The organism is Rhodopirellula sp. UH5, assembly GCF_056839225.1.
The window spans coordinates 1939109-1963045 of sequence record NZ_CM166390.1; the positions used below are offsets into that span (position 1 = coordinate 1939109).

Annotated in this window: 17 protein-coding genes and 1 pseudogene; 10 read left to right on the forward strand and 8 right to left on the reverse strand. The window is 57.0% G+C overall.

Features of this window, described 5'->3' with window-relative positions:
- The first annotated feature begins 121 nt into the window (after positions 1-121).
- The gene (locus UH5x_RS07185; protein ID WP_482635220.1) at positions 122-1930 is read left to right on the forward strand and encodes a peptidylprolyl isomerase; all 1809 of its coding nucleotides are present in this window, start codon (positions 122-124) and stop codon (positions 1928-1930) included.
- A gap of 690 nt (positions 1931-2620) precedes the next feature.
- Here UH5x_RS07185 and UH5x_RS07190 read toward each other — a convergent pair.
- A complete protein-coding gene (locus UH5x_RS07190) occupies positions 2621-4039 on the reverse strand; it encodes a hypothetical protein (RefSeq protein ID WP_482635221.1) in 1419 nt (472 codons plus the stop codon).
- Between the two features lie 78 nt (positions 4040-4117).
- Positions 4118-4534, reverse strand: a complete 417-nt coding sequence (locus tag UH5x_RS07195; protein WP_482635222.1) for a DUF6384 family protein — start codon at positions 4532-4534, stop codon at positions 4118-4120.
- Positions 4535-4958: 424 nt separating this feature from the next.
- On the opposite strand from UH5x_RS07195, the gene UH5x_RS07200 reads away from it, so the two are divergent.
- The 3 genes from UH5x_RS07200 (at position 4959) to UH5x_RS07210 (ending at position 8408) form a co-directional block, all read left to right on the forward strand.
- Positions 4959-6200, forward strand: coding sequence for a cell surface protein (locus tag UH5x_RS07200; RefSeq protein ID WP_482635223.1), 1242 nt, complete (start codon positions 4959-4961; stop codon positions 6198-6200).
- A 535-nt stretch (positions 6201-6735) separates the two neighbouring features.
- Positions 6736-7329, forward strand: coding sequence for a DNA-3-methyladenine glycosylase I (locus tag UH5x_RS07205; protein WP_482635224.1), 594 nt, complete (start codon positions 6736-6738; stop codon positions 7327-7329).
- A 29-nt stretch (positions 7330-7358) separates the two neighbouring features.
- Positions 7359-8408: a hypothetical protein gene (locus tag UH5x_RS07210; RefSeq protein WP_482635225.1), complete on the forward strand. Its 1050-nt coding sequence runs from the start codon at positions 7359-7361 to the stop codon at positions 8406-8408.
- Here the strand turns inward: UH5x_RS07210 and UH5x_RS07215 are convergent.
- The gene (locus tag UH5x_RS07215) at positions 8354-8689 is read right to left on the reverse strand and encodes a DUF952 domain-containing protein (protein WP_482635226.1); all 336 of its coding nucleotides are present in this window, start codon (positions 8687-8689) and stop codon (positions 8354-8356) included. The two genes, UH5x_RS07210 and UH5x_RS07215, sit on opposite strands and share 55 nt — an antisense overlap.
- Before the next feature lie 185 nt (positions 8690-8874).
- On the opposite strand from UH5x_RS07215, the gene UH5x_RS07220 reads away from it, so the two are divergent.
- From UH5x_RS07220 to trhA, 5 genes and pseudogenes are all read left to right on the forward strand, one after another.
- Complete coding sequence (locus tag UH5x_RS07220) at positions 8875-9207, forward strand: hypothetical protein (RefSeq protein WP_482635227.1); 333 nt, start codon at positions 8875-8877, stop codon at positions 9205-9207.
- 319 nt (positions 9208-9526) lie between these two features.
- Positions 9527-10078, forward strand: a complete 552-nt coding sequence (locus tag UH5x_RS07225) for a hypothetical protein (protein WP_083434766.1) — start codon at positions 9527-9529, stop codon at positions 10076-10078.
- A 151-nt stretch (positions 10079-10229) separates the two neighbouring features.
- The gene (locus tag UH5x_RS07230) at positions 10230-10799 is read left to right on the forward strand and encodes a cell division protein FtsH (RefSeq protein WP_482635228.1); all 570 of its coding nucleotides are present in this window, start codon (positions 10230-10232) and stop codon (positions 10797-10799) included.
- A gap of 7 nt (positions 10800-10806) precedes the next feature.
- Positions 10807-11790 carry an alpha/beta hydrolase gene (locus UH5x_RS07235; RefSeq protein ID WP_482635229.1) on the forward strand — a complete coding sequence of 328 codons (984 nt, stop codon included), beginning with the start codon at positions 10807-10809 and terminating at the stop codon, positions 11788-11790.
- Positions 11791-11863: 73 nt separating this feature from the next.
- Positions 11864-12361, forward strand: a pseudogene (gene trhA, locus UH5x_RS07240) (PAQR family membrane homeostasis protein TrhA); the annotation flags it as partial.
- Here the strand turns inward: trhA and UH5x_RS07245 are convergent.
- From UH5x_RS07245 to UH5x_RS07260, 4 genes are all read right to left on the reverse strand, one after another.
- Positions 12327-13313 (reverse strand): PEP-CTERM sorting domain-containing protein, encoded by a 987-nt coding sequence (locus tag UH5x_RS07245; protein WP_482635230.1) that lies wholly within the window; start codon positions 13311-13313, stop codon positions 12327-12329. The pseudogene trhA and the gene UH5x_RS07245 overlap by 35 nt on opposite strands.
- Before the next feature lie 122 nt (positions 13314-13435).
- Complete coding sequence (locus tag UH5x_RS07250) at positions 13436-16156, reverse strand: c-type cytochrome domain-containing protein (protein WP_482635231.1); 2721 nt, start codon at positions 16154-16156, stop codon at positions 13436-13438.
- Positions 16157-16225: 69 nt separating this feature from the next.
- Positions 16226-18682 carry a DUF1553 domain-containing protein gene (locus UH5x_RS07255; protein WP_482635944.1) on the reverse strand — a complete coding sequence of 819 codons (2457 nt, stop codon included), beginning with the start codon at positions 18680-18682 and terminating at the stop codon, positions 16226-16228.
- Positions 18683-18729: 47 nt separating this feature from the next.
- The gene (locus UH5x_RS07260) at positions 18730-20106 is read right to left on the reverse strand and encodes a DUF1501 domain-containing protein (protein WP_482635232.1); all 1377 of its coding nucleotides are present in this window, start codon (positions 20104-20106) and stop codon (positions 18730-18732) included.
- A gap of 234 nt (positions 20107-20340) precedes the next feature.
- Between UH5x_RS07260 and UH5x_RS07265 the strand changes: the two genes are divergently transcribed.
- Positions 20341-21903 (forward strand): glycoside hydrolase family 5 protein, encoded by a 1563-nt coding sequence (locus tag UH5x_RS07265; RefSeq protein ID WP_482635233.1) that lies wholly within the window; start codon positions 20341-20343, stop codon positions 21901-21903.
- A gap of 190 nt (positions 21904-22093) precedes the next feature.
- Here UH5x_RS07265 and UH5x_RS07270 read toward each other — a convergent pair whose 3' ends face one another.
- Entirely contained in the window at positions 22094-23467 is a 1374-nt protein-coding gene (locus UH5x_RS07270) for an IS4 family transposase (RefSeq protein WP_482635234.1), read from the reverse strand.
- Between the last annotated feature and the right edge of the window lie 470 nt (positions 23468-23937).

The following is a 23937-nucleotide window of genomic DNA, read 5'->3' on the forward strand; positions in this document are numbered from 1 at the left end:
TGTCTCTGCTTTGGCGTCGTTTCTGTCGCTGCATGGTTTGATTGAACTTGAGGCAAAAATGCGATTTTCCTAAAGTCGCGACTTCAGGACCAAAATCACCCGGATAAAGGAATGTCCGAAGATGACCATTCAATCACACTTGGCGTTGCCCCCAACGTCCTCCCGCACGTTCATTCGTCGAGCCATTGTGCTCACCGCTGCCATCGTGGCGATCCTGGGCGGCGTTTCGACCATGCGAGTCGAAGCGGCGGAAAACTCGGTCGTCGCCGTGGTCAATGCCGACCCGATTTCACGTGATGCGTTGGCCTCCGCCAGCGTGGAGCGGTACGGGACCGATGTTTTGGACAACTTGATCAACCGGCACTTGATCATGCAGGAATGCAACCGCCGTGGACTGGGCGTCACCAATGAAGAGGTTCGCACCGAAATCTTTCGGGTCGCCAAGAAGTTTGGCCTGAATGTCGAAAGCTACCTGCAGTTGCTGCAAGAAGAACGCGACATCACACCAGATCAATACAGTCGCGAAATCATTTGGCCCATGCTGGCACTGCGAAAGCTGGTGGCCGACGAAGTGGTCGTTTCCCAAGACGAATTCAACCGTGCCTTTGTTTCCCAATATGGCGAAGCGATCAAATGCCGGATGGTGATGGTGCAAGACAAATCGCAAGCCACCCAACTGCATGCTCAAGCCGTCGCCGAACCAAGCAGCTTCGCTCGGCTAGCCAAAGAATTCAGCGAAGACCCCACCAGTGCCAGCGTCGGTGGATTGATTCCACCGATCCGCCGCTACATGGGTGACCAAGCCATTGAAGATGCTGCCTTCGCTTTGGATGTGGCGGAAGTCTCCGATGTGTTGCCAGTCGGCGACCACTGGATGTTCTTGCAAGCCGTTCGCCGGATGCCAGCCAGTCAACCGGCGCCGCAAGCCTTGCCCGCGATCAAAGAACAGATCAACGACCGAATCCGCGACGAAAAGATGAAAACAGCCGCCAGCCAACTGTTCGCCCAACTTCAGGAACAAGCTCAAGTCGTCAAAGTCTTGGGGGACGCCGAAGCATCGGCAAAGTACCCCGGCGTCGCCGCAATCATCAATGGACAACAAGTTTCGATCGCCAACGTGGCAGCCGAGTGCATCAAGCGTCATGGCGAAAGCGTCTTGGAAGGCGAAATCAATCGCAAGTTGCTGACTCAAGCCCTCGCGAAATCGGGCAAGAAGATCAGCAATGAGGACTTGAAACGCGAGATCGAACGAGCCGCGATCAGCTTTGGCTACATGAACGCAAACGGATCCGCGGACATCGAAGGCTGGTTCGCTGCCGTCCTCGAAGGTGGCCCCGGCACCCGTGAGGTTTACATCGAAGACGTCGTCTGGCCGAGCGTCGCACTCAAGAAGTTGGTCGAAGACGAAACGAACCTGACCCAAGAAGACCTGCAACAAGGCTTCGAGTCGCACTACGGACCTCGTGCCGAAGTTCTGGCGTGCGTGTTGTCCGACCAACGCAGCGCTCAAAAGGTCTGGGAGATGGCTCGCGACAACCCGACAGACCAATTCTTCGGTCAGCTCGCAAACCAGTACAGCATCGAACCGGTGTCCTCCAGCAACTTCGGGAAGGTCCCGCCGATTCGCAAGCACGGTGGCCAGCCCTCGGTTGAGAAAGAGGTCTTCCAAATGAAGCCCGGTGACCTCAGCGGAATCATCGCGACGGGTGACAAGTACATCATCCTGCGTTGCCAAGGATTCACCGAGCCCGTTGTTTCGGACTTCAGTGCGGTCCAAGAAGAACTCCGCAGCGTTCTGATCGAAAAGAAAATGAACGTGGCGATGGGCATGAAGTACGACCAACTCAAGCAAACCGCGGAGATCGACAACTTCTTCGTCGCTGCCAAAGAAATCCCACGCGTGGCGGCCGAGAGCAACGGCACTCGCTGATCGCCCGGAACACTCAACGATTTCTCTGAGCAAGACCGTTCAGACAACAACATCGGCCACGCCTGGATGCCCATCATCCAAGCGTGGCTTTTTTCTTGTTTTGCCAACGAGTGGTCTGTTACAGCTTGAGTTCAGGGTAGCGAAACTCGTCAAGAGTTTTGTTGATAGCGGGAAAACCGAAAGTCTTGACGACTTTCGCTACGGCCGGAACCCTCTCCCGAAACGAAGTTGGTGGAGAGGTCGAGCGACGCCGTTCAGGCGTACGCGAGGGTGAGGGACGGGCATGGGAGGCGGCGTGAATTTCCCTCCCCCGGAAAGCTCGCTTTCCGACGCCTCCCGCTGCGGAGGTCGTGCAGTTTTCTGGTGCTGGGTTTTGGCGGGTTCCTGCAGCAACCACCCATCACAACCCGAAGCGTGAGCGAGGGACGCCCCCAACTCCCACGACGGCCCCATCCGGGGCGACCGTTTGTTTTCCGGCATCGGTCTCTCGGGGCTTCCGTCCCGAGCGAAGCATGACGGCCCCATCCGGGGCGATACCCAGACGCCCGCCACCATTAATTTTTCGAACGTCCCAAGGGAGGGTGATCATAAACGCTTGGCAACACGGTACTAAAAAACTGCACGACCTCAGTGACGAGGGAAGCGTGAAGCGACGCGAGACCAAACTCAGACCACCTGATTCGAGAGCGATCAGCGGCGGCGCCGGGTGCGACGACCGGCGCGGCGAGCGTGTTCGCTCATCGCACCAGCGGCAGCGTGCGCCATCGCATTGACCAAAACCTGCGTCATGGGATGCGTCGCGACGCCCGTGACCCGGTCCATCGCGGTTGGTCCCCAGCTTTGCATCCGCCGGATGGAATTCCAGAGGTCGTCCACATCGTGCGCCGTGCGGGCTCGATCGAGCGGCGTCAACACGTCCAGCATGTCCGAAAACTGGCAACGAGCTTGCTCGTATCCCGACGCTCGAAATCGCTGAATCAATCGGCCAATCGCTTGATGGATTTGTTGCTGCTCCACCATCTCATCCTGATGCCGATTGCTCGACAACTCCGTCTCGTCCATCCGGGTTTCGATCCCACGTAGCGACGCAACGATTTGATCGTCGGTGATCTCGGGAGTCCGCCGAGCTTGCTGCCGCAGTTCATGCGTGTCGGTCCGAGCCAGCATGTCACGGAACAGATCGATCGCTTCTCGGTAATAAGAACACTGCGGCGTCTCGAGCTCGGTCAGCTTGGCCTGTGTTTGTTCACAACGCTGCGTCCACTCATCGAGATCCTTCAGCGTCGCATCGCGTTGGCGATGGAGCGCACGCACCTCGCGAAGGTGTTGATCCAATCCGTGTTGCGCAGCGGCATCGTCTCGGTATTTGGCCAGCTCTTCCATCACGGTTTCGAGCGCCTCCCGATCTTCCGCGATGATCGTCCGCATCGTCTCGGGAGTGGTCGTCAGGTAGTCGTAGTTTCGCTTGGATTCGTGATACTTGGTCAGCTTGGCAACCCAGCGGTCCATCCGCCGCGTGAACCCGCGGTGGGTGTACTCGGACGTTCCAAATTTCCGGTCCTTCAAGTAGCTGAACAGATTGCACTCATCGTACGCCGGCAGCTTTCTCGCGGCATCTTGACTGATCTCGTCCAAGTTGGCTTCGGCACGTTCCAGCGCGGCTTCAGCCATCGCAGCGCGGTCCGACAGAGTCACAAAACCGGGGTTCGCTCGGAGCGTTTGCTCGACGGCGGTGATCAGTTCTTCTTGCTTCGCTTCCGCCGCCTCAATCGATTCGTTCAGCTGAGCCAGTCCGGCTTCCTGCGTTTCTCGTCCATGTGTGTCGGCCTCCAGGTCCTCGTGCAATCGCCGTGCATGGTCTTGTTTTCGCAACAAAATTTCGGCCATCGAGGGGCGTACCTCGGACCAGGTGTCCTGAATCGCTTCGGTGGTCAACTCCGGCAAGTAGTGCTGGGCCAAACTGCGCAGCGTCTCGTCCCTTTGATTTTGCAACGTGTCCTGGGTCGACTGAAAGTCTCCCAATTGGGAACGGAGTTGCTCCAGCTTTGTGGCGGCTTGGTTGTAAGCCGTCAGCAGTTGTTGATGGACGGTGGGGCCGGTCAGCGGCATGGCGAAACGAGGGGGGAGAAAGGAACGTGCGAGGGGAACGCGAAGCGACAACGAGACCGAGACAAAACCGAGCTGGGCTCAGGAAAAAAAGTACCAAGCCCCTGCCGCCGCCGCGGTCGTTGCTGCCATGGCGATCCGAGTCCGCCATATCCAGCAATAGGCGACAAACTTTTTGAATCCGGCCTGGGGTGCTTCGTAGGTGTGCAGATTGGACAGGTATTGATCAATCGCAGCGTCAATCTCCGCCGCACTGACATCATCGCCAGACAACGCTGCGGTTCGCATCAATTTTACACGCAGTTGAATCCGGACGTCGTCAGAACGAAACATGTCTTCGGCGGTCGAACGCCGGTCCCGCAATTCGCGAGCCACGTCCATGACCCGCAAGGTTTCCGCGATCGTCAGGTCTTCGCCAGGCAGTTTGGTTGCCGCGCGCCGCTCGCGCAGCTGTTCCATGGTGGACGGTGCGGTCGCTTGTGCTTGAGCGTTGGCCATGACGACGAGAATGGAGAAGAGTGGTGGGCGTTGAATGAAGAAGGCCAGTCATCGCGACCTTCGAGGCGCTGCAAATCAGGCAAGATGTTCGTGACGCCGAGAAATGGATTGTATCGCCCCTTCGCGGCATCGCGGGAGTGGTCTGTCCCGCTTTCGTATGATTGCCCCTGGTTGCAGTGCAACGTAGTCTAACCAGAGTCCTCGAAACGACTTCCCCGCCTCGTCATGCTCCACGCTGGTGGGTCAGGGTCGTTTCCCGAGAAGTCCAACCGACGCGATCAATTTGATGCACCCTGATGGGTGGCAAAAATCCGCCAAGCTGGGCAATGGTACAATCTTGCGGCGAAACATCCTGCCTTGGATGCGTCCCCCCGAGAATGAGTTTCCTATTCACGTTTCTATTTTTACGCACGAGTTCTTGGTCATGAGCCAGCAAGCCAAAGCCTCCGCTCCGGCAGAGTCCGCCCAACAAACCACGCCGGCCGCTCCGGCAACGCAGCGTGACACTCAGTCCATGCGGCAGTACCTGGACAGTGCCCTCGATACGCTGAAGAAGTTTGGCGCCGCTGAAAACACGGCCCCGCAAGAATTGCTCAGCTTGCTCGAGGGCGTTCGGCATTTGGACGAAGCCAAGGTGCTGGCGATCGCAGATGTGATCAAACACATGAGTTCGTTCAACGCACTCGTGCGTGACAACATCGAATCGGTCCAAATCGGCAACCGCTACATGGACATCACTCAAATGTTCGATTCGGTTCGCGAGGACAGCAAGCGACTGATCTCGCAATTGGACGATGGAAAGATCAGCGGAACTGAAAAGGTCTCGAACTGGTGGATGAAACTCCGTCGCGGAACCCCCAGCGATCGATTCGAAAAAATCGCGGAAGTCTACGGCGAGGTCGCGAAAGACACGAAGGACGCGTTGCACATCGAAGAACAGATCATGGACGCCTACATCGACTTCCGCTTCGCGCTCAAGGAAGCCGAAGTTCTCGCTCGTGAATTACTGGACACCCACGCTCCGATCCTAGAAGCCGCCAAGGATGGGCTGGCCACCGCACAGGAGGCGCTCGACAACTACGCGGGAGAAGACCAGGGCGGCAAAAGTCAACTGGAACTGCGTCGTGACGAAGCCCGTCACAAATTCGAGGAAGAAGACAAGACGTACCAGTTGCTCAAGGACATCGCTGAGAACCTCGAGGTCGGCTACGACGTCGGTGAAACGCTGATCACCAAACTGAAACAAACTCACGATGTGAAGGAACGCGTGTTCCGTCGCGCCGTGACGTTCTTCACCACCAACGAACACGTCTTCACGATCCTCGGCACGGTCTACACCAGCCAACATGGTTTGCACGAAGTCACCCAGGCCACCGAGGCCATGAAAGAAGGCGTGAACAAGGGACTGGAAGACATCGCTGGTTTGGGTCGCGAATTGGAACGGGCCGCTTTGAAGGCTGGCTACGGAAGCACGATTGATCCCGAGTCGGTGCAGAAGCTGGTCGACGCGATCAGCGGTTTCCAAATCGAGTCGCTGCAGATGATCGCGGAACTCCGCAAAGAAAGCGAAGAAAGCACCAAAGCGATTCGCCAAAGCGTCGAAGAAGGCAAGAAGAAATACCAGCAAACCCTCGGACGTTACGCTCGCGGCGACTCGTTGGTGTAGGTCCGTTTCGCTGAGCAGTTCGGCAGGATTGAGCAGCACAACCATGTGAGCCGCTTGGGCGTTAGCCTGGGCTGCGAAATGTTTGGGCTTGGAGAGATTTGTCGCTTGCACAAGTTTTCATCCCGGTAGGGATGCAAGATGGTAGCCGTCGGTAAGCGATAGCGCCACCGACGGACATGTAAATCCCGCCTCGCCACTCACCATCCCGCGGTGGCCATTGGCCACCGCGGGATGGTGAGTATTTTTTGGGGCTCGTTTTCCGGGGGTACGCTGCTACGCAGCAACCCCCGGCTACCATCTTGCATCCCTGCCGGGATGAAGGCTTGCGCAAACCGATAGGCTTCGCAACACCAAACATTTCGCAGTCCAGCGTTGCCCCGGTTGTACGTGGGAGCAACAACGCTTCCCCCAACAGCTTAAATTCCGAGAGACTTCTGCCGACCTGCTCGTTGCCAAATGCTTTCTTCAACACCTCCTGGGACAACGTCCCAACTCCACTCATCGTTTCGCTTCCATTGAGCAACGGTCGAACGTCGTGTTACAGGATCTCCTCACCGACGAAGAAGGCAATGCTCGCTGTGGCTGGTGCGGTACCGACCCGGACTACATCCGCTACCACGACGAAGAGTGGGGCGTGCCCGTCCGGGACGATCTCCGTCTGTTTGAAAAGATCTGCTTGGAAGGTTTTCAGTGCGGCCTGTCTTGGATCACGATTTTGAAACGCCGCGAAGCGTTCCGCGAATGCTTTGCCGACTTTGCCCCTCATCGGCTTGCGAAGTTCACCCCATCCGATGTCGAGCGACTGATGACCGACGCTCGGATCATCCGAAACCGAGCCAAGTTTGAATCCACGATTCAGAACGCTCGAACGACAACCGCCATGTTGGACAAGGGCGAGTCGCTTGCCAAGTTGCTTTGGCAATTCGCCCCTGAGAAGCGACGGGTTTATCGAAGACTTGATCAAGTCCCGGCGATCACCGACGAGTCAACCAAGATGAGCCGCGTGCTCAAGAAGGCCGGTTGGAAATTCGTCGGCCCCACGACCTGTTATGCTCTGATGCAGGCGACCGGCATGGTCAACGATCATTTGGTTGGCTGCCATCGACATGCATTGATTCGATCGATCTGATCCGCCCGATCCCGCGGAAGGAGACCAGCATGGACCTGCCCCCTGACCCTTCATCCGCTCAGCTTCCGACGAAGCAAGGTTGGTTCCAAACCTGGCGTGCCGTGGACAAGAAAAGCTTCGCTGCTGGCTTGGGTGGACTTTTGCTTTGGCTAGCGAGCTGCATCGTTCTCGGGCTCGCCTACTTGGCTATCTTGGAACAACTCATTCCGAATCCTGACTCCTTCAATGTCATCTTGTTCTGCTTCATCGGCGTCTTCTCGATGCCAATCGCGTCCGCCTTTGCGTTGATCACGTTCTTGCCGTTGTTGATGATGCAGCGTTACTTGACTCGAGCTGTTCTTGTCGTGGCGGCAAGTCGGGCCAATCTCAACTTGCTGTGCAGGGGCGTCTCAGTCATCAACGGAAACGCCCAAGATTCCGGGGAGATTTGGGACGACCTTGCTCCGCTGATGTTTGGCTACGGTTTGTCGATCGGGGTGATCGCAAGTGCGATTCAGTGGTACTCCTCACGGACACTGCGTCCAAAAATGAAGGCGGTTCTGCCTGCCAGAAGGGCATCCATTGCGGAATCGCTGGAGCTGATGGCCGTTGCCGCCTTGGTCTTTGTCGTCTGCCGATCACTCTTCGAAGAACTGACCGACCCGATTGAGTTTTGGATAGCCGTTGCGATGGGCGCAACCGCAGGGACAGCTCTCTCGACCTTGACGTTTGGAATGATCCCGAGGGTCGACTCGAAAGAAGTCCGTTTGGCCCCCATCCGCCGCATGCGAATGAGCATGATTGTTGTGGCAAACCTACTCCTGATTGGTATCACCATCGCCGCTTGGGCAACTTGGCTGGAACCTGCAGTGCTACCGTTCCGGTTCACATGGGATTCTGGCGTGGGGCTGACGCTCGCTTCTCTGTTTTGCGGCCTCATGTTCATCGCCTCAGCGTGGGTCGGTTTGCGATGGCTTCGTTATTGGGGCTGGACATTGCAACACGCTCGTGGCGGCGAAAAATCGTCTGCAATTTCGTTTCCGAATCAGACAAGCACCGATTCGGCTCGCTCCACTGCCGAAACCGGCAACTCGGCGTAGAGGTGCGGGAACAGTTCGCCTCCGCGAGACTCTTCCCAGCGTAGGTTGTCCTCGATGTCAGCCACTCGGATGTGCAGAACGACCAGACCGCTTTGGCCGGCGAAATGAGCCGCCAACGTTCCGGGAACCTGTTGTTCACTCGACAAGTGGATGAAGCCATCGCTGACATCAATCGGTGCCGGCGGAAGCACTCCGGTGGTTTGCATCTGCTCCCATTGCTGCTGGGTTGCGATTTTGCAAACGATGGATGGCGGGTCGTTGGACAGTTGGTTGCTGGACATGGCACTGCGCAGAAAGAAAGCCGGCTGAAAATTCAGTCGGCTTTGTAGTCGTCTCAAGGACGTGGATCAATTGTGGCGGGTCGGCAATCCGGCCCGCCGTTCCCAATCAGTCGCGAACGATGACGCGGCCCAGGGGCGTGAAGACGACGTCCACGCAAGTGTCACAGCAAGGGAAGCTGAAAGTCATGACTTTGCGGCCCAAGAAACCTTTTTTGCAGCAAACCAATTCTGGGATCACGTTTTCGCAGCAAGCAGGAACGCAGGCGCTGACTTCAACAGGGCAGCAGGTCAAAGGATTCTTGACGCACCACGAAACCTTCACAGGTGCGGGTGGGCAGCACACGGGAGCTGGTTCGCAGCAAACCGGTGCAGGGGCTTCGCAGCACACGGGAGCTGGTTCGCAACAATCGCTGCCACAGCCGAGCAGGCCACAAGCGCTGGCGGTCGAAGCGGACGAGATACAAACGGCAACCGCAGCAGCGGCAAAGAAACGAGCGAAATTCATTGGAAATTCCTAACAGGGAAGGAGCAGGTACACGCTGTAACTTTCAATGCAATTGTGCGTTTGGGGGAAACCTTGCCATCAGATTGAGCCCATTGTTGGGGAACAACACGATACAATCGGAGCGATCCTCACTAGCCGCATCGGATGGAGGATAGAATAATTGGACGTGGTCACCCAAGTCGCAAATTTTTCTCGCGGGTCGGGTGCCAGCAATGGCGGACCAATTGGTCCAATCGTCATTTCCCACACACTGTACTTGTTCCCCTCGCGAGGAATCTCGGGCATTTCTGCCTGGCCTCGCAAAGTATCCTCGCTTCAAACGGAGAAGCTTGATGTCGCGTTTGTTTTTGACTGCCGCCTTGGCCTGTGCAATGGCAATTCCCGCTGCGTTCGCCGCAGACCCTGCCACCGCCGACAAAGGACTCTGCCAGGGCGACCCAATCGGCGCGTTCTACGTGACCAAAGTCGCTGGCGCTGAAGATGATGGTGTCGAAGCCGGCGAAGCTCTTTGCTATCGCTGCAAGTACGGCTCACGCCCCATGGTCATGGTTTTCGCACGCCAAACCGGTGAGCCTGTCGCGAAGTTGGTCAAAGAGATCGATTCCGCTGTGGCTGCCAACGGTGATTCACAACTGAAGGGTTTCGTCACGCTGTTCGGCGACAAAGCTGATAGCCTCAAAGGCGAAGGCAAGAAAATGGCCGCCAAGAACGTGCCAATCGTCGTTGCCAAGGACAAGAACGGTCCAGCCAACTACAAACTGTCCGACGCTCAAGTCACGATCGTGATCGCCAACGACTCACAAGTTGTTGCTCGTCACGAATTCGACGCTGACAAGGTCGACGTCGCAGCTGTGATGTCCGAAGTCAAGCAAATGCTGAACTAGTTCGGTTGGAAGCTTGGCCTCCGAGCTTTTCGATCAATCCACATGAACCGCCGCAAGTGTTGCTCACTCGCGGCGGTTTTTTCGTGCGCCGCTCCCTTCGCGACTGCAATCGATCTCGGGCAGGTCGTGCAAATCAATCGTCATCGCTACGATGACCGTCGCAACGAAACACCAGCACGATGAATGGTTGATGGACTGGACTTGGGCAGACGACGAAGACGAGTTGTTGACCGCCTACCACGAGGCGGGTCACGCGATCGTGGGCTGCGCTTTGGGAGCACAGATCGACCGCGTGACCCTGTCGCAAGCGTCCATGTTCGATGACGAGGACGACGGGATGCCGCACCGTTTTGGTGATTGCATCGTCAACTGGGGGCGGGTTGACCCGAGCGACAGCTGGCAAAGGCAACGTGAATTGTTGACGATTCTTGCCGGACCAGTTGCGGAATTTGTGTACCAAAGTGGGGACGAGGATTTACTGGACGTCCGAACATGGGCCAGTGATTGGCGACAAGCCCAGCTGTGTGCAGCGGCGATCAAGCCACAGGCGGCACAGCAAGTTCAATTGTTGCGGGAAGCGGTCAATCGGTTGCGAAAAATCGTCGCCGCGGATCCCTGCTGGTCGGCGATCGCGGCGCTGGCTGACGAACTGATGCTGGGTGATGAAATCGAAGGCGAACAGGTCGCGGATCTGGTCCGTTTCTGGTGGAGCCGCGCGTGAACAACGCATGAGTTACGATGTCGACCTGTTCTCCGAAAGTGTTCTCCCCACGGATTTGCCTGCCATGAAAACCAATCGCTTGATCAATCAAAACAGACTTTGGAGCGTCGCCCTGACCGCCCTGCTGATGGCCACCACCTGTTTCGGCGCGGAGCCCGCCGATGTGGTTCCCGTTTGGCCCTCCGCAGCACCGAAATGGGACGCGCCCACCGAACCAGAAAGTGACTTCACCAAACCAACCGACAATCAAGTCGGTGGTCGACGGTTGATTCGCCTGGGAAATGTGTCCACTCCTGAAATGCACGTCTTTCCGGCGAAAGATGAGAATGGCGATCCTTCCAAGACTGTGATGGTCATCTGCCCAGGGGGTGGGTTCTCGATTCTGGCTTGGGACTTGGAAGGCACCGAAATCGCTGAGCAACTGGTCGCCGGCGGTGTGACCAGTGTGGTTTTGAAGTACCGCGTGCCAACTCGTTCGATGGATCCCAAATGGAAGCCGCCCGTCCAAGACATCCAACGTTCAATCGCCCTGATTCGGGCAGGCAAGGTCACGGGCAACGCCCCCGATCAGGTTGGTGTGATGGGATTTTCAGCCGGTGGTCAAGCGGCATGCCGCGCAGCGACGATCACAGAACGTCAGTACGAAGCCATCGATGAGCATGACCAAAAGATCCAGCTTCCCGATTTCGCTTGCCTGATCTATCCCGCTTGGTTGGTCAAAGAGGATTCCCCCACGGAACTGGACGGATTTGAGATCAACGAGAACTCACCTCCGATGTTCTTGGTCCATGGAGAAAATGATCGTCTGACAGTCATGAACTGCGTGACCATGTTCACCCAACTGCACAACGCGGGGGTGCCGTCGGCACTGCACGTGTTCACCGGAAGCGGGCACGGTTTCGGCGGACGAATGGACGGTCGAGCCGACGACCTTTGGCCCGAACTCTGTCTGCGCTGGCTGCGTGACGAAAACCTTCTAACAGGAAACTAAAACGTTGAACCACACCTTGGATGCACCACCGATTCAGCCCGAGCAAGAATGGGCGAACGCGTGGACTCACGGATTGTCGGCGGTTCTCTGGTGTGGTGTTGGGGCTTGGCTCGTGAGGTCATCGGCAGGCGATCCTGGCCTGGCGATTGCCTGCGGCGTCTACGCCGCTTCGGTTGTCACAACGTTTGTTTGCTCGACGTTGTCGCACGTGTTTTTGAAGCGTCCTTGGGTGGACCGTTTCCGTGCCTGTGACCAAGCCGCGATCTACCTGATGATCATCGGAACATACACGCCGATCGCCTATGCGTATTCACCAAGCGGTTGGCGTGTTCCCTTGCTCACCGCGATGTGGGTGGCGGCTCTGGCTGGGTTCTTCAACAAGGCGGTGCGAATGCATCGGCTGCATTCGATCAGTGTGGTGTCGTACTTGTTGCTGGGATGGTTGCCCGCCATCCCGTTGATCGCAAATGTGCCCGTTGAACTTGCCTATGCCATGTTCATTGGCGGAGTGCTTTACAGTGTGGGCACCATCTTCCTCATGAACGATCGAAGAGCCCCGTACTTGCATGCGGTGTGGCACCTGATGGTACTGCTTGCGTCACTTGTCCACGCGATCGGGATCGCCTGGTACGTCGTTGCACCCATCCAAAGCCCAGCGCTGTAAGCATCGCCCAAGTCATGGATGGCTCCGGCACCGCGACGACGGTGATCGAATAGCCATCGGCGGAGACTTCTGCTGCAATCAAATCCACGTAGGGCGAAACAAAGTCATTGAAGCTAAACTTCTCCATCGTTTCCGAATCCGTCGCGATTCCCATGTTGGTTCCGGTGAACACGTACTGCCCACCATGTTCAACGAACGAGCCTTCGCCCGAGTCACCGCCAACCAAGGTGAGTTCATCCAGACCGCCCCCACCCAATGGATCATCCCATCGATAAATCACCGACTCGGTGATTGCACCGGTGTTGAGTTTTACTGTTTGAGTGGAGTCAATCGTATCGGCTCCAAACTGCGAGCCTTTGCCCTGCAGGATCATCGTTCGGCCGAGCATATCGAAGTAGCCGCCCCCCAGAACCGCCATCGGCGTGATGCCATGCTCAACGGGCACTGGAGCGGTCAATTTGACCAGCATCAAATCGCTGTTGTGAATCGTTCCTGCCGCCAGAATTGTTCCGTCGGAAAAATGGAGATCATTCTGCAGCGTCGTTTGCAAAACGGTCGACGATTCGGTTGCGTAAGTATGCCGTTCCCCTGTGGCGCTCACAAAAGTTGGACTGAACGTCTTGGCATGAGTCGAGGTCACATAGTGCTGCGGTGAAATCAACACCGCTCGACTCACTGCGACGCCGGTGAGCAACGAATGGTCCAACCAGAAATTTGGATTGAGCGAATCGTCACCCAGAAATCGGTTGTGCCGAGCCGCTGAAAAGTTCGCGAAAGTGGCGGCTTCCAGCGGTTGCATTGCCGAACAGCAACTCAGCGAGAAAGCGACACAGATTCCGATTCGATGGAGAATGGACATTTCTTGGTCACCCAGGGATCGGTTTTGCAAACTCAACGCTGCTCCTATGTATTTCGTGGGAGACCGAGAATCAATTCCCCGAATGGCTGCTGGCGTTTGGATGCAGGTGGACGCCGAAAAGTTCAATCCTGGAACGCGCTGAGTGCAGAGACGTCGCGAATTTCGACCGTGATTGGGAAACTGGCGACCCCACCTTCCTGTTCAGACAGCAAGAAAAACGAACGTTTTCCCAGCGTAGCAACGGGATCCGCGGTGATAAAGAACTCTCGTTCGTTTTCATTCGGAAGCACAAGCAATCCGCTCAAGCCGATGTTGTCGACGTACACGCCGTGGGCCGCATTGTGACCGCTGCCCTCTTTCCCAAACCGAACCTCCCCCTTGTTCACGTTGCCTTTCGCATCCTCGCCACGTCGCAGGACGATGCGTGCCGAGACCGTGGTGCCTCGCGGAATCACCAGCGTCCAGTCTTCGTTGCCTGGGACATCTCGACCGATGGGTTGGATCATCGGAATCACGCTCGGCGGCGAGCCCATGGTCAAACCTTGGATCGTGCCTGCCTTCCTCTCAACGCGACGATTCAGAATGTCGGCGGAGGCGTTGACCTGCAGATCAACGGGCTCCGACGGTGCCTCGAGCCCTTCGGGCACAAAAATCAATCCTTCGGCAGAAAACTGATTGGGCTCAATGACGACGGGAAAATTGGAATGCCACCCTGAAGGCAGGTCACCGATTTCGAATGAGACAGGTCCATCAAACCCGTCGATGCGTTGAATCTTCAAATCGATCTTTCGGCCAGCCCCGGGAAGAAGCTTGGGGTTCATGCTCCCAATCGACGCGACGTAAGAGGGAGCCGACGGTCGGATTCGCAATCGGTACTGAAAGTCCTCTGCAAAATGGCCGCGGGTGTCGCAGACACAAACCGTGAACTCCCCATCACGCGGGGCGACAAATTGCAGGCGACTCGACTTCCCTGCGATCCGGCTTGGGTCATCGTCGTTTTCATAAAAGACTTCGAACACAGGCAGACCGTTGGGTTCCGGTTCTTCCTGGACTCCCAATTCTCGGACAACGTAAGCGGGTTCCCCCAGAGCATGCGTTGTATGCGTCGTGCCAAAGTAGGTCAGACGATTCCCAGAACCGGGATAGACATCGAATCCTGAGTCAGGGCCACGCGGATGTCGCCAGGTCCGGGTGACTTCGCCGTTGGAGTACAGGTATTGGTTCAAACCGATCTCCTGCCATCCGAACAACCGAAAGTCATTGACTTGGTTGCTGTTCTTGCCGCGGAAAGTGAAGTACGTGTCTCGAACGGCCTGCAGCCTGGCTCGCGACAACGGTTGCCCCGCTTCGTCCAGCACCATGATTTTTGGATCCAAGTCCCCGGAGGTGGCATCCGCTTCGATCACCCAAGCCTCACCACGGCGAGCAGAAAACCGATAGCAATCTGCTTGCCCTTCTGCTGCCAGCGTCCCTGTCACTTGGACGCCACGCGGAACACTCGCGATTCCATCTTTGAATGACAATCCAGACTCCTCCAACGTGACCAGCGGTCCTAAATCCAGATAAACCGGATCCAACGATGTCCCTTTCGATTCGACGCCCTGGTGCCCCATGCCAGGCAACCGGCGTTCCACCACCCGTCCATCCATCAACGAAATGCTCGCATTCGCTCCGTCGGCGGAGACGACCAAGTCGCTGGGAGTCTCGCCCAGTGGTTTCATTGCCCCCACCACGGACCAATCGTCCGTGCGAAGCACTTTCGCATTGCCGGCTTCGCTGAGAATCACCAAGCCATGCCCATCCGGAGTCAACGCCATTCGAGCGATCGGCGATTCATCAACAAATCGAGTTTGCACAATCGGGTTGATCGCGGGTCCATCCTTGGAAATCAATTGCCAAACACGCAGTCGATTGTCGGCACTGCCCGCCAACATCCACCGGCCGTCCTTGGAAAACAGCACGCAGTTGACTTCGCCTTCAGGCTGGCTGAGCGTGTCCAGACGCTCGCCTGATTCGACATGCCACACCTTGGCTGTTTCGTCCGCACACGCCGAGATCAACAGCCCGCCATCAGGAGAAAACGCGAGATCAAAGATCGCCCCGTTGTGACCGACCAATTCCCGAGTCATCTCGCCGGAGATCGCATCCCAAATCAGGATTTTCCTGTCATAGCCCGCGGTAGCAATTCGCTTTCCATCGGGCGAAAACTTGGCGGCATAAAGCACATCGTCGTGCCCCATGAGTTCGTGCTTCACTGTTCCATCGGCCACGTTGAACAAGGTGGCTTGTCCGTACCCGCCTGTCAGCCCCGAGGCAGCCAGGAGCTGCGAGCCATCCTGGTTGAATGAGAGTGAATTGATTTTCCCAAGCTCGTTCGTGATCTGCTTCCATTCACCACTGACTTGATGGACCAAGGTGATCGAACCGAAACGTGCCGTCGCTTGCCATGCTCCGTCCGCGGACTGCGCGATCGCTGTCACTGGAAGAGCAACATGACTGGCAGTTGCAATCTTCGGCGTCTTCAAAGCACGCCGAATTGGCATCTCGCCCTCAGGCCCCTCGGCGCCGTTTTCAATCCACTCGGCAAGAATCGCCAATTCCTCTTCGCTCGGACCTTCCATGTCATCGGGCGGCATGACCGGTTCCAGCTTACCCGACGCCATCAGAAACATCCGGCTGCTGGAGGCCACCCCAGGCGTGAGTGCCAACCCTGATTCACCGCCGTTCATCAACGAGGCATGCGTGTCCATTGCCAATCCGCCTTGCGCGTCATCCTCGGCGTGACAGCCGACGCAATACGTTTGCAAGATCGGAGCCACGTCTTCGGCGAAATCAACCGCCAAGGATCTTCCCGGACAGCAGCAAAAGGCCAACACCAATGGGAGGCAGAATATTCGCATCATCAAATTGCCTCAGTGGTTGTAAGTGAACTCAACGCTGGTCAACACGCTCCAGGCGACGTCTCGCATCGCAGTGATTTGGTCGTCACCGTATTCCTCCATGACGGACACCAAAGATCGACGTTCCGCCGCGGTTGGCACTCGCGACAAAGCCCGTCGGAAAAGCGTGTCCAGGTATTCGTCACGGCCCCAGCTTTCGGTCGCGGCGAGACTTGGCAGACTCGCTGGATCGTTCAACTTTGGATTCAGGGTTTCGCCATTGGAGAGATGCAACACCTGAACCATCGACGGCTCGGCATCCCGCTCGCACTCGCAAACAATTTCGCGAGGGTTGCGGCCAAACGTCTTCAGGAAGTACGAGTCCACGGCTGAATCATAGAGCTCAATCGCTCGCGTTCCCGCCTGGTAAAACTCCGTCTTCTGCTTGTCGGCTCCTGCGAAAGCGATCTCGGTGAACGAGGTCGACGTTCCCAGGACTTGGTCCATCGAATCCAGCAAGACTTCCGCCATCAAACGTCGCGGTGCATAGTGGCTGAGATACATTGGATCCTCCCGATTTCCCGCAACGCTTAAACTGCTGCGTTGATAGGTTTCGCTCTGCAGAATCGTCCTCATCAACGTCTTGAGATCAAACCGGGCATCGATCAAATGCTGTGAGGCGGCGTCCAGCAGTGTTTCGTTGCTGGCCGGATTGCTGAGCCTGAGATCGTCGACCTGCTCGACCAAACCTCGCCCAAAGTAGTTGGCCCAAATGCGATTGGTGATCGAGCGAGCGAAGTATGGGTTGGACGGTTCCGTCAACCACTCCGCCAAAACTTCCCTTCGGTCGCGAGGGTCATCAAATGCCATCGGCTCCGAATCCAGCGGGGCCGGCGGTTGAGCCTTGCCGAGGTTGGGTTGAACCAATTCCCCCGAGGTTGAGACGTACAATTGCCGCAGCCCATCGCCATTGCGAGAGTCGCCGCCCCAGCCCTTTGCTCGCACTCGCGAGAACAGATTCGCCATCGCGTAGTACTGGTCGTTGGTCCATTTTTCAAGTGGATGGTTGTGGCACTTCGCACATCCAATGGAGAGTCCGAGGAACGACTGGCACGCACTTTCGGTCATCTCCTCGGGCGTTTGGTTGACCGCGAAAAAGTTGGTGGCTCCGTTGGTGGCACTGCTGCCGGTGGAAGTCAAGATTTCTCGAACCAGCACGTCCCAGGGCTTGTTGGTGCGGACGCTCTCGTGAAGCCAGTCGTAGTAGGACTTGACCGCGACGGGACGCAGTTTGTTGCCGTTGATGACCAACACATCGGACCACTTGTACGACCAATAGTCCGTGAACGACTCGGCAGCCAAGAGCTGATCGATCAGGGCGTCACGACGCTGGTGCTCCGGCAAAGAGAAGTAGTGAGTGCGTTCGGACTGAGTGGGCAGGCGTCCAATCGTGTCCAGTGTCGCGCGTCGAAGAAAGCTTGCATCGTCACACCGATCCGAAGGCGGCAATTGCAAGGTTTGAAGCTGCTGCAGGTTCAGTTCATCAATGAAATTGCGACGCGGTGCGGACGCGTACACACGCGTTTCGACTTGATTCGGATACGGGACCGTCATCCGAGCCAGAGCAACTTTGCTGGCATACCAAACCAACACCGCGGCTTCACCACTGCCGTTGATTTGAACGCGACCGTTTTCGTCGACTCCCGCAACGGCTTCGTCCGTGGCCGTGAACTGTGCCCAATGCGTCACGTCGCGTGAACCACCATTGCTGTAGTGAGCGGTCACCAAGACCTGCGAGCGATCGCCGAGACCCAGCTTCGCATTTTCCGGTGTCACCGTGATCCGCTCGATCAACGCATCTTCGTCTGCGGGAGCCGCAGCCCCACTTGCGATCCATTGAGCCAGAATCTCGTAGTCTCGCGAATCCGTGTCCAAACGCAGACCGCCTTTGTGTGGCAATGCACCGGTCGGTTTCGCGAGCAGCAAACTGCGGCCCGGATCCGCCATTTCGATTCGACGCCCGCGGGCCTGCCGAGTGATCGAACGAAAATCGGCGTCGCTGTCGTACCCTCGCAGCGATAAGACAAAACCTCCTTTGCCAGCCAAAGCACCATGGCACGCGCCCATGTTGCAACCCTGTTTCGCGAGCACGCTCTGGACATCGTTGCGAAAGCTCCACGGATGGGGCTTGCCGGTGCCGCTGACGTTCACCTCGATCGAGGTGGTTTCACCGGTCTTCGTGGTGGCTGTCACCTGCACCGTCCCATCGGAAACCGCGTGCAATGTTTGCCCAATCACTTGCACGATGTTTGGATCCGACGACTCAACGACGACGTCATCGATCACTGCTCCCGCATTGCCATCGTTCGACTCCGCCAGCGAGACACGCTGGAGATCACCCGCGTGTGACAGATTGATTTGCGGAGGCAACCACACGATCGATGACTCAGCCGTTTCAGCAATGGCATGGGAGACGATGCCGGAACTCACTGCCAAGAACGCGACTGACCAAAGAATCGGCTTGAAGATTGAATTTCTCACGCGAACAACTCCTTGATTTCACGGACGCCAAAGTCGACCAGAGGGAACGGGCGGCCACCGGGCCCCGGCAACTCCGCGTGCAGGTCCAAATCCATGGCTTTGAAAATCGTCGCGATGATCTCACCTGGATTCGTCGGACGGTCTGCGGGCACGCCTCCGACGGGATCGGATTTGCCGACCGCTCGTCCGCCGACCACCCCACCGCCGGCAAAGGTGCACGAGAAACACTGCGGCCAGTGGTCTCGACCGCCCGCCGGATTGACTTTGGGCGTGCGTCCGAATTCGGCCAGTCCGCAAACCATCGTGTCTTCCAGCAACCCGCGGTCGTGCAGATCCGTGATCAACGCCGAGTAGGCTTGGTCGTACATCGGTGCCACGATGTTCTTCATGCCTTCGATGGTCGTGAACGGCTTGCTGCCGTGAATGTCCCAGGTGACTTCGTTGAAGACGGTCAAGAATGTGTTGATGGTGACGAACCGCACCCCGGCTTCGATCAAACGACGCGCGAGCAAACAACATTGGCCGAAGCGATTCATGCCATAGCGTTCACGAACCGCGGTGGGTTCTTTGGAAAGGTCGAACGCCATCCGAGCTTCCGGGCTGTTCATCATCCGGTAGGCAGCTTCGAAGTTGGCATCGAACAACTTCGCCGATTCAGTGGCTTCGAATCGGGCCATGTGGCTCTCGATGGAATCCCGCATGCGTCGGCGTCGATCAATGCGAACGTCGGGAAGCGACGCCGGTGGCAACAAATCAGGAACCTTGAAGTTCGGCGTGCTCGGGTCCGCCATCAACGCAAACGGATCGTAGGCCTTGCCGAGGAAACCGCCGGCTTGTCCGTTGGGCAGGTTCCCACCGCCGCGACCCATCGTTTCTGGCAACACCACATGAGCGGGCAAGTCCGTTCGGCGTCCCTGCAGGTACTCCACCACCGCGCCAGCATGTGGGTAGTTCACACCGCCCGTGAATTGACGACCGGTTTGCAGCATCTGCCATCCTGCATCGTGAACCGCGGCGGCCGTGTGGTAACACGAGCGAACAATCGAGAACTTGTCCGCGATCTCGGCGTGCTTGGGGAGAATCTCCGTCAGCTCAAACTCCCCGCGAGTCGCGATGGTTTGAAACGGACCGCGGACTTCCGCGGGTGCGTTCGGCTTGGGGTCAAAGGTGTCCATTTGACTGGGGGCACCCAAATTGAAAATCATGATGCAAGATTTTCGATCGGTGTTCTTGCCAGCCGCCCCGGCTGCTTCCGCGGCCAGCAATTGCGGCAGGCCAAACCCCAACGCACCAAGCGTCCCGACCTGTAAAAAATCGCGACGGGTCGTCCCGTTGCAAGTGTGCGTCTTGGCTCGCGAAGTCAGATTCAACATGGCTGCGGTTCCAGGGCTGGATCGGGAGCCGATGATCGATGGTGGGGACGATCAGTGGGCGGATCAGATGGGGCGGGGGTCGTCCTCCGACGAACTCAGCCATTGTAGCTGAACACGACGCTCCATTTGGGCTGCGATTGGTGCATCTTCGTTTTGCCTTCGGATGGGATATGATTGCTGGCAGAGGTATCAGAACCTCGGCACTCATCCCCACGATCTCCCCTCGAGTTAGAAATGTCCGTTCGCACACCTGGTGTTGGTTTTCGTCTGCCCCAATGGCTCCCGGTCATGGTTCTTTTCGCAGCAGGGTTGATCGGGTCCAGCTCGACCAATCTCACCGCACAATCCTCCGACGATGAAATGGCCACGGACGGCGAAATGATTTTGTTTGGCGAGAATCCACAGACAAACATCCACATCACCTCTCAAAATGCCCAGATCGAACGTTCTCCCAATGGGGCGATGCAGTTGACGGTTCCGCCCAGCAACGGGTACCCAAACGTGCAGTTCAATGTCACCAACACACCACTTCGTTTGAACACCTTTGATGCATTGGAAGCCGATGTCTTCAACCCAGGGGACCAACCGGTCAAGGTTGTGATGTCGACTCGCAACCCGGGATCCCAAGGTCGCGACGGCAGCAGTGCCGCAGCGGCAACGGTGCCCGCAAACTCGTCGGGAGTAATTCGAGTCGCGTTTGGTAGCTGGCATGGTCAAACCGACGTGGTGTTTGACGCGGCAAAAATTCAGTCGGTGTCGGTCATGATCGAGAAACCTGATCAGGAAAGCTCGATCGTGATCCAACGCATTCGCGCAGTCAGCGAGTCTCGTTTGCTGGAACAACTCAAAACAACTGAATTCTTCCGAGCCCAAACGCCCTTCTTCGGTCGTGGGGTCAACATTGGCAACACCTTGGAAGCTCCCCGTGAAGGCGACTGGGGACCACGCTTGGAAGCCAAACACTTGGATCAGATTCAACAGGCTGGATTCGATTCCGTTCGTGTACCAGTTCGCTGGTCGACACACGCTTCGAACACTTCGCCGTACACGATCGATCCCCAGTTCATGCAGCGTGTTCGCTGGGTGGTCGACGAAGCACTTCGCCGGGATCTGAAAGTGATGATCAACATTCATCACTACGAGGGCTTGTACGCCGACCCTGAACAACATCACGATCGATTCCTCGCATTGTGGCGTCAAATCGCGGACGAATTTGCAGGCGCACCGGATGACCTGGTATTCGAAGTCCTCAACGAGCCTCACGAAAACTTGGACGCGGGCCGATGGAATCGCCTGATGGCGGATTCGTTGCCGATCATCCGTGAGCAACACCCCCAGCGAACGATCGTGGTTGGACCAGCCAACTTCAATTCCATTGAAGCGTTGCAGTTCCTCAAGCTCCCCGAAGATCGTGCCAACTTGGTCGCGACCTTCCATTACTACTCGCCGTTTCAATTCACGCACCAAGGTGCCAGTTGGTTGGGCGATGAATCCAAGCAATGGAAGGGCACCACCTGGACCGGAACCCCTGAGCAACAAAAGGCCGTTCGCAACGATCTCGATCGAGCCTTGCGATGGAGCGTTGAAAACGAAATCCCGATCTATCTCGGTGAATTCGGTGCCTACCAAGAAGCCGACATCGATTCGCGAAACCAATGGACTCGTTTCGTCGCCGATGAAGCGATCGAGCGGCGAATCGGAATCGCCTACTGGGAGTTCTACTCCGGGTTCGGAATCTACGATCCTCAAAAAGACGAATGGCGACCAACCCTCCGCGACGCCATTCTCGGGAAGTAGCTCCAAGCGTATGCGTTGGGCGTTGTCTTTTGGAAACCCGATCCGGGTCGGGTGTCCATCTCGACGGGCTTGGAAAACGCTCGGCTAGAAAGCCCATCACGCGGGAACGGGCCCCGGAGGATCGCGCGGCGACATTCTTCGCCCCGGATGGGGCCGACTTCCTTAGCTCGGGGCGGAAGCCGAATGGCACTTACTTTAGATCCGAGTCTTTCAGTTTTGACGGTGGTTTCTTTCGCTTTTCGTATTGCGCGTCTTTGGGCCGTTTGCGGTACGCCTCGCGTCGGTATCTGCGTTTGCCTCGAATTGGCAACTTGTCTTTGCGGGCGATCGCCAGGGCGGTTCGGTAGGCCTCGCGCCACTGGCTAGGCTCGGTGTGCATGTGTCGCAACAAAAAAGTCTGAAAGGTGGTCCACGTTCGCTTGAAACTCATTCGACGCGGCGGAACTTCCTCCATGGCGGCCGCTTCGATACGAAGCTGACTGGTCAGGTTGTAAGCCACGACTGACGTGTAGAGTTCTTTCATGAATGTGTCGACACTCTTGGCACGGATATTCTCGGCATCCATCACCACCTTGAAGTTGCAAATGTCAATTTCTACATCGTAGCGACGCTCAAATAATGCGGCCAACGTGAAAGCTTCGTCGGCCAGCGTGCTGACCAGATAAAGCGTCAGCGAGTCGGTAACCTTGACCTCGTGCAGAAAAACATCGCACTGGCAATCCGCGGGCAACTCCGGTTGGGTCTGGCGATTCTTCTTCGTGGGTATCCACGTGTGTCGGTAACTTTTGTGATGTTCGGATTGCTCAATCAGCTCGGCATTCTTCTGCAGCGAATGAAAGTTAGCCTTCTTCATTCGCAGCAAAATGTCGTGCCCTGCATTGATGGCTTCATACGCGACTCCAAAGATCCCAAAGCCCGCATCGGACATAATGATCGAGTGCTCGGGAAGCTGCTCAAAACCTTGGCGAGCAAGTTGCGTCTCGGAGACTGCCTCGGGCCCGTACATCGGTCCGACTTGCGGAAGCATTGCAGCGCCGCTGGCGAGTTCATGAAAGACGGTTAACAACGCGCATGGCCAGATACCTTCGCCGAGTTGGTTGCTTGCCGGTGGAAACGCTTGTTGGAGTTCTTTTTCCGGTGCAAGAGCCATCGTGGTTCCGTCAATCAGGAACACGCGTTGTTGGTTGAATGTAGGCTCGGTGGCCGAAATGATGCCGGAGCTGACTTCCTCGGCAAACCAACGAACGACATCCAGAGGCAGTCGAGATCTCGCTCGGCTGTAGGCACCCGATGCGGTCGAGATCGTGTTTTCGTCGAGTCGTTTGTTCTCGGGAAGATAGCTCGGCCTAGTTTCGATCAGGTGTTTCACCGCGTTTTCGAGTGAGGCATCGGGCTTGAGACGCTGGTAGACGAGCATCCAAAGGACAACGCAGGCGGTGTAGACAGTGTGAGCTCGCTGGGCAAAAAGCTCGTTCGCATCCTCGAAGTTGACAAGCTGATGCAGCAGTTCGAAGGAGCGGTCAAACTGCTGGTCGGCTTGCATGCTTCGCTCGGAATCGTTCATGCCAAAATGGCTCCTTTTTGAGAAAGGAAGCCTGAATGCGCAAAAACTGTGCCAAGATTATCGCAACTGAAGACTCAATCTAAAGTAAGTGCCATTCGGCGGAAGCCCCGAGACCCGTCACGAAAAACAAAACAACGCCCCGGACGGGGCCGGCGTTGGGGATCGCGCGGCGACGGGGCGGCAAACAACTGTCGTCGCTCCGCGACTTGGCGACTTGTGTCGTTGGCGTATGACCTTGGGTTGAAAACCCAAGGCTTCCGGCTTCCGTCGCTCCGCGACTGGGTGTGTTCGGGGGATCGAACAACCGCGGAGCGGTGGCAGTTGTCAGCCTCGGGTTTTCAACCCGCGGTCTCGGGCGTCACCCCCTCGCTCAACAAGCCGCGGAGCGGCGACAGGTGGTGAACCATGAGAAGGGGGACGATTGAAAAAGTGAAATTGTAAATTGCAAACTGAAAAATCTGGGCGGCTGA

Excerpts from the sequence above, each read along its gene's own strand:
- UH5x_RS07195 (WP_482635222.1), bottom strand. The coding sequence starts at position 4,534 with ATGGCCAACGCTCAAGCACAAGCGACCGCACCGTCCACCATGGAACAG.
- UH5x_RS07265 (WP_482635233.1), top strand. The coding sequence starts at position 20,341 with ATGTCCGTTCGCACACCTGGTGTTGGTTTTCGTCTGCCCCAATGGCTC.
- UH5x_RS07220 (WP_482635227.1), top strand. The coding sequence starts at position 8,875 with ATGACTTTGCGGCCCAAGAAACCTTTTTTGCAGCAAACCAATTCTGGG.
- UH5x_RS07235 (WP_482635229.1), top strand. The coding sequence starts at position 10,807 with ATGAGTTACGATGTCGACCTGTTCTCCGAAAGTGTTCTCCCCACGGAT.
- UH5x_RS07210 (WP_482635225.1), top strand. The coding sequence starts at position 7,359 with ATGGACCTGCCCCCTGACCCTTCATCCGCTCAGCTTCCGACGAAGCAA.
- UH5x_RS07200 (WP_482635223.1), top strand. The coding sequence starts at position 4,959 with ATGAGCCAGCAAGCCAAAGCCTCCGCTCCGGCAGAGTCCGCCCAACAA.
- UH5x_RS07215 (WP_482635226.1), bottom strand. The coding sequence starts at position 8,689 with ATGTCCAGCAACCAACTGTCCAACGACCCGCCATCCATCGTTTGCAAA.
- UH5x_RS07260 (WP_482635232.1), bottom strand. The coding sequence starts at position 20,106 with ATGTTGAATCTGACTTCGCGAGCCAAGACGCACACTTGCAACGGGACG.
- UH5x_RS07230 (WP_482635228.1), top strand. The coding sequence starts at position 10,230 with ATGACCGTCGCAACGAAACACCAGCACGATGAATGGTTGATGGACTGG.
- UH5x_RS07190 (WP_482635221.1), bottom strand. The coding sequence starts at position 4,039 with ATGCCGCTGACCGGCCCCACCGTCCATCAACAACTGCTGACGGCTTAC.
- UH5x_RS07245 (WP_482635230.1), bottom strand. The coding sequence starts at position 13,313 with ATGTCCATTCTCCATCGAATCGGAATCTGTGTCGCTTTCTCGCTGAGT.
- UH5x_RS07270 (WP_482635234.1), bottom strand. The coding sequence starts at position 23,467 with ATGAACGATTCCGAGCGAAGCATGCAAGCCGACCAGCAGTTTGACCGC.
- UH5x_RS07225 (WP_083434766.1), top strand. The coding sequence starts at position 9,527 with ATGTCGCGTTTGTTTTTGACTGCCGCCTTGGCCTGTGCAATGGCAATT.
- UH5x_RS07185 (WP_482635220.1), top strand. The coding sequence starts at position 122 with ATGACCATTCAATCACACTTGGCGTTGCCCCCAACGTCCTCCCGCACG.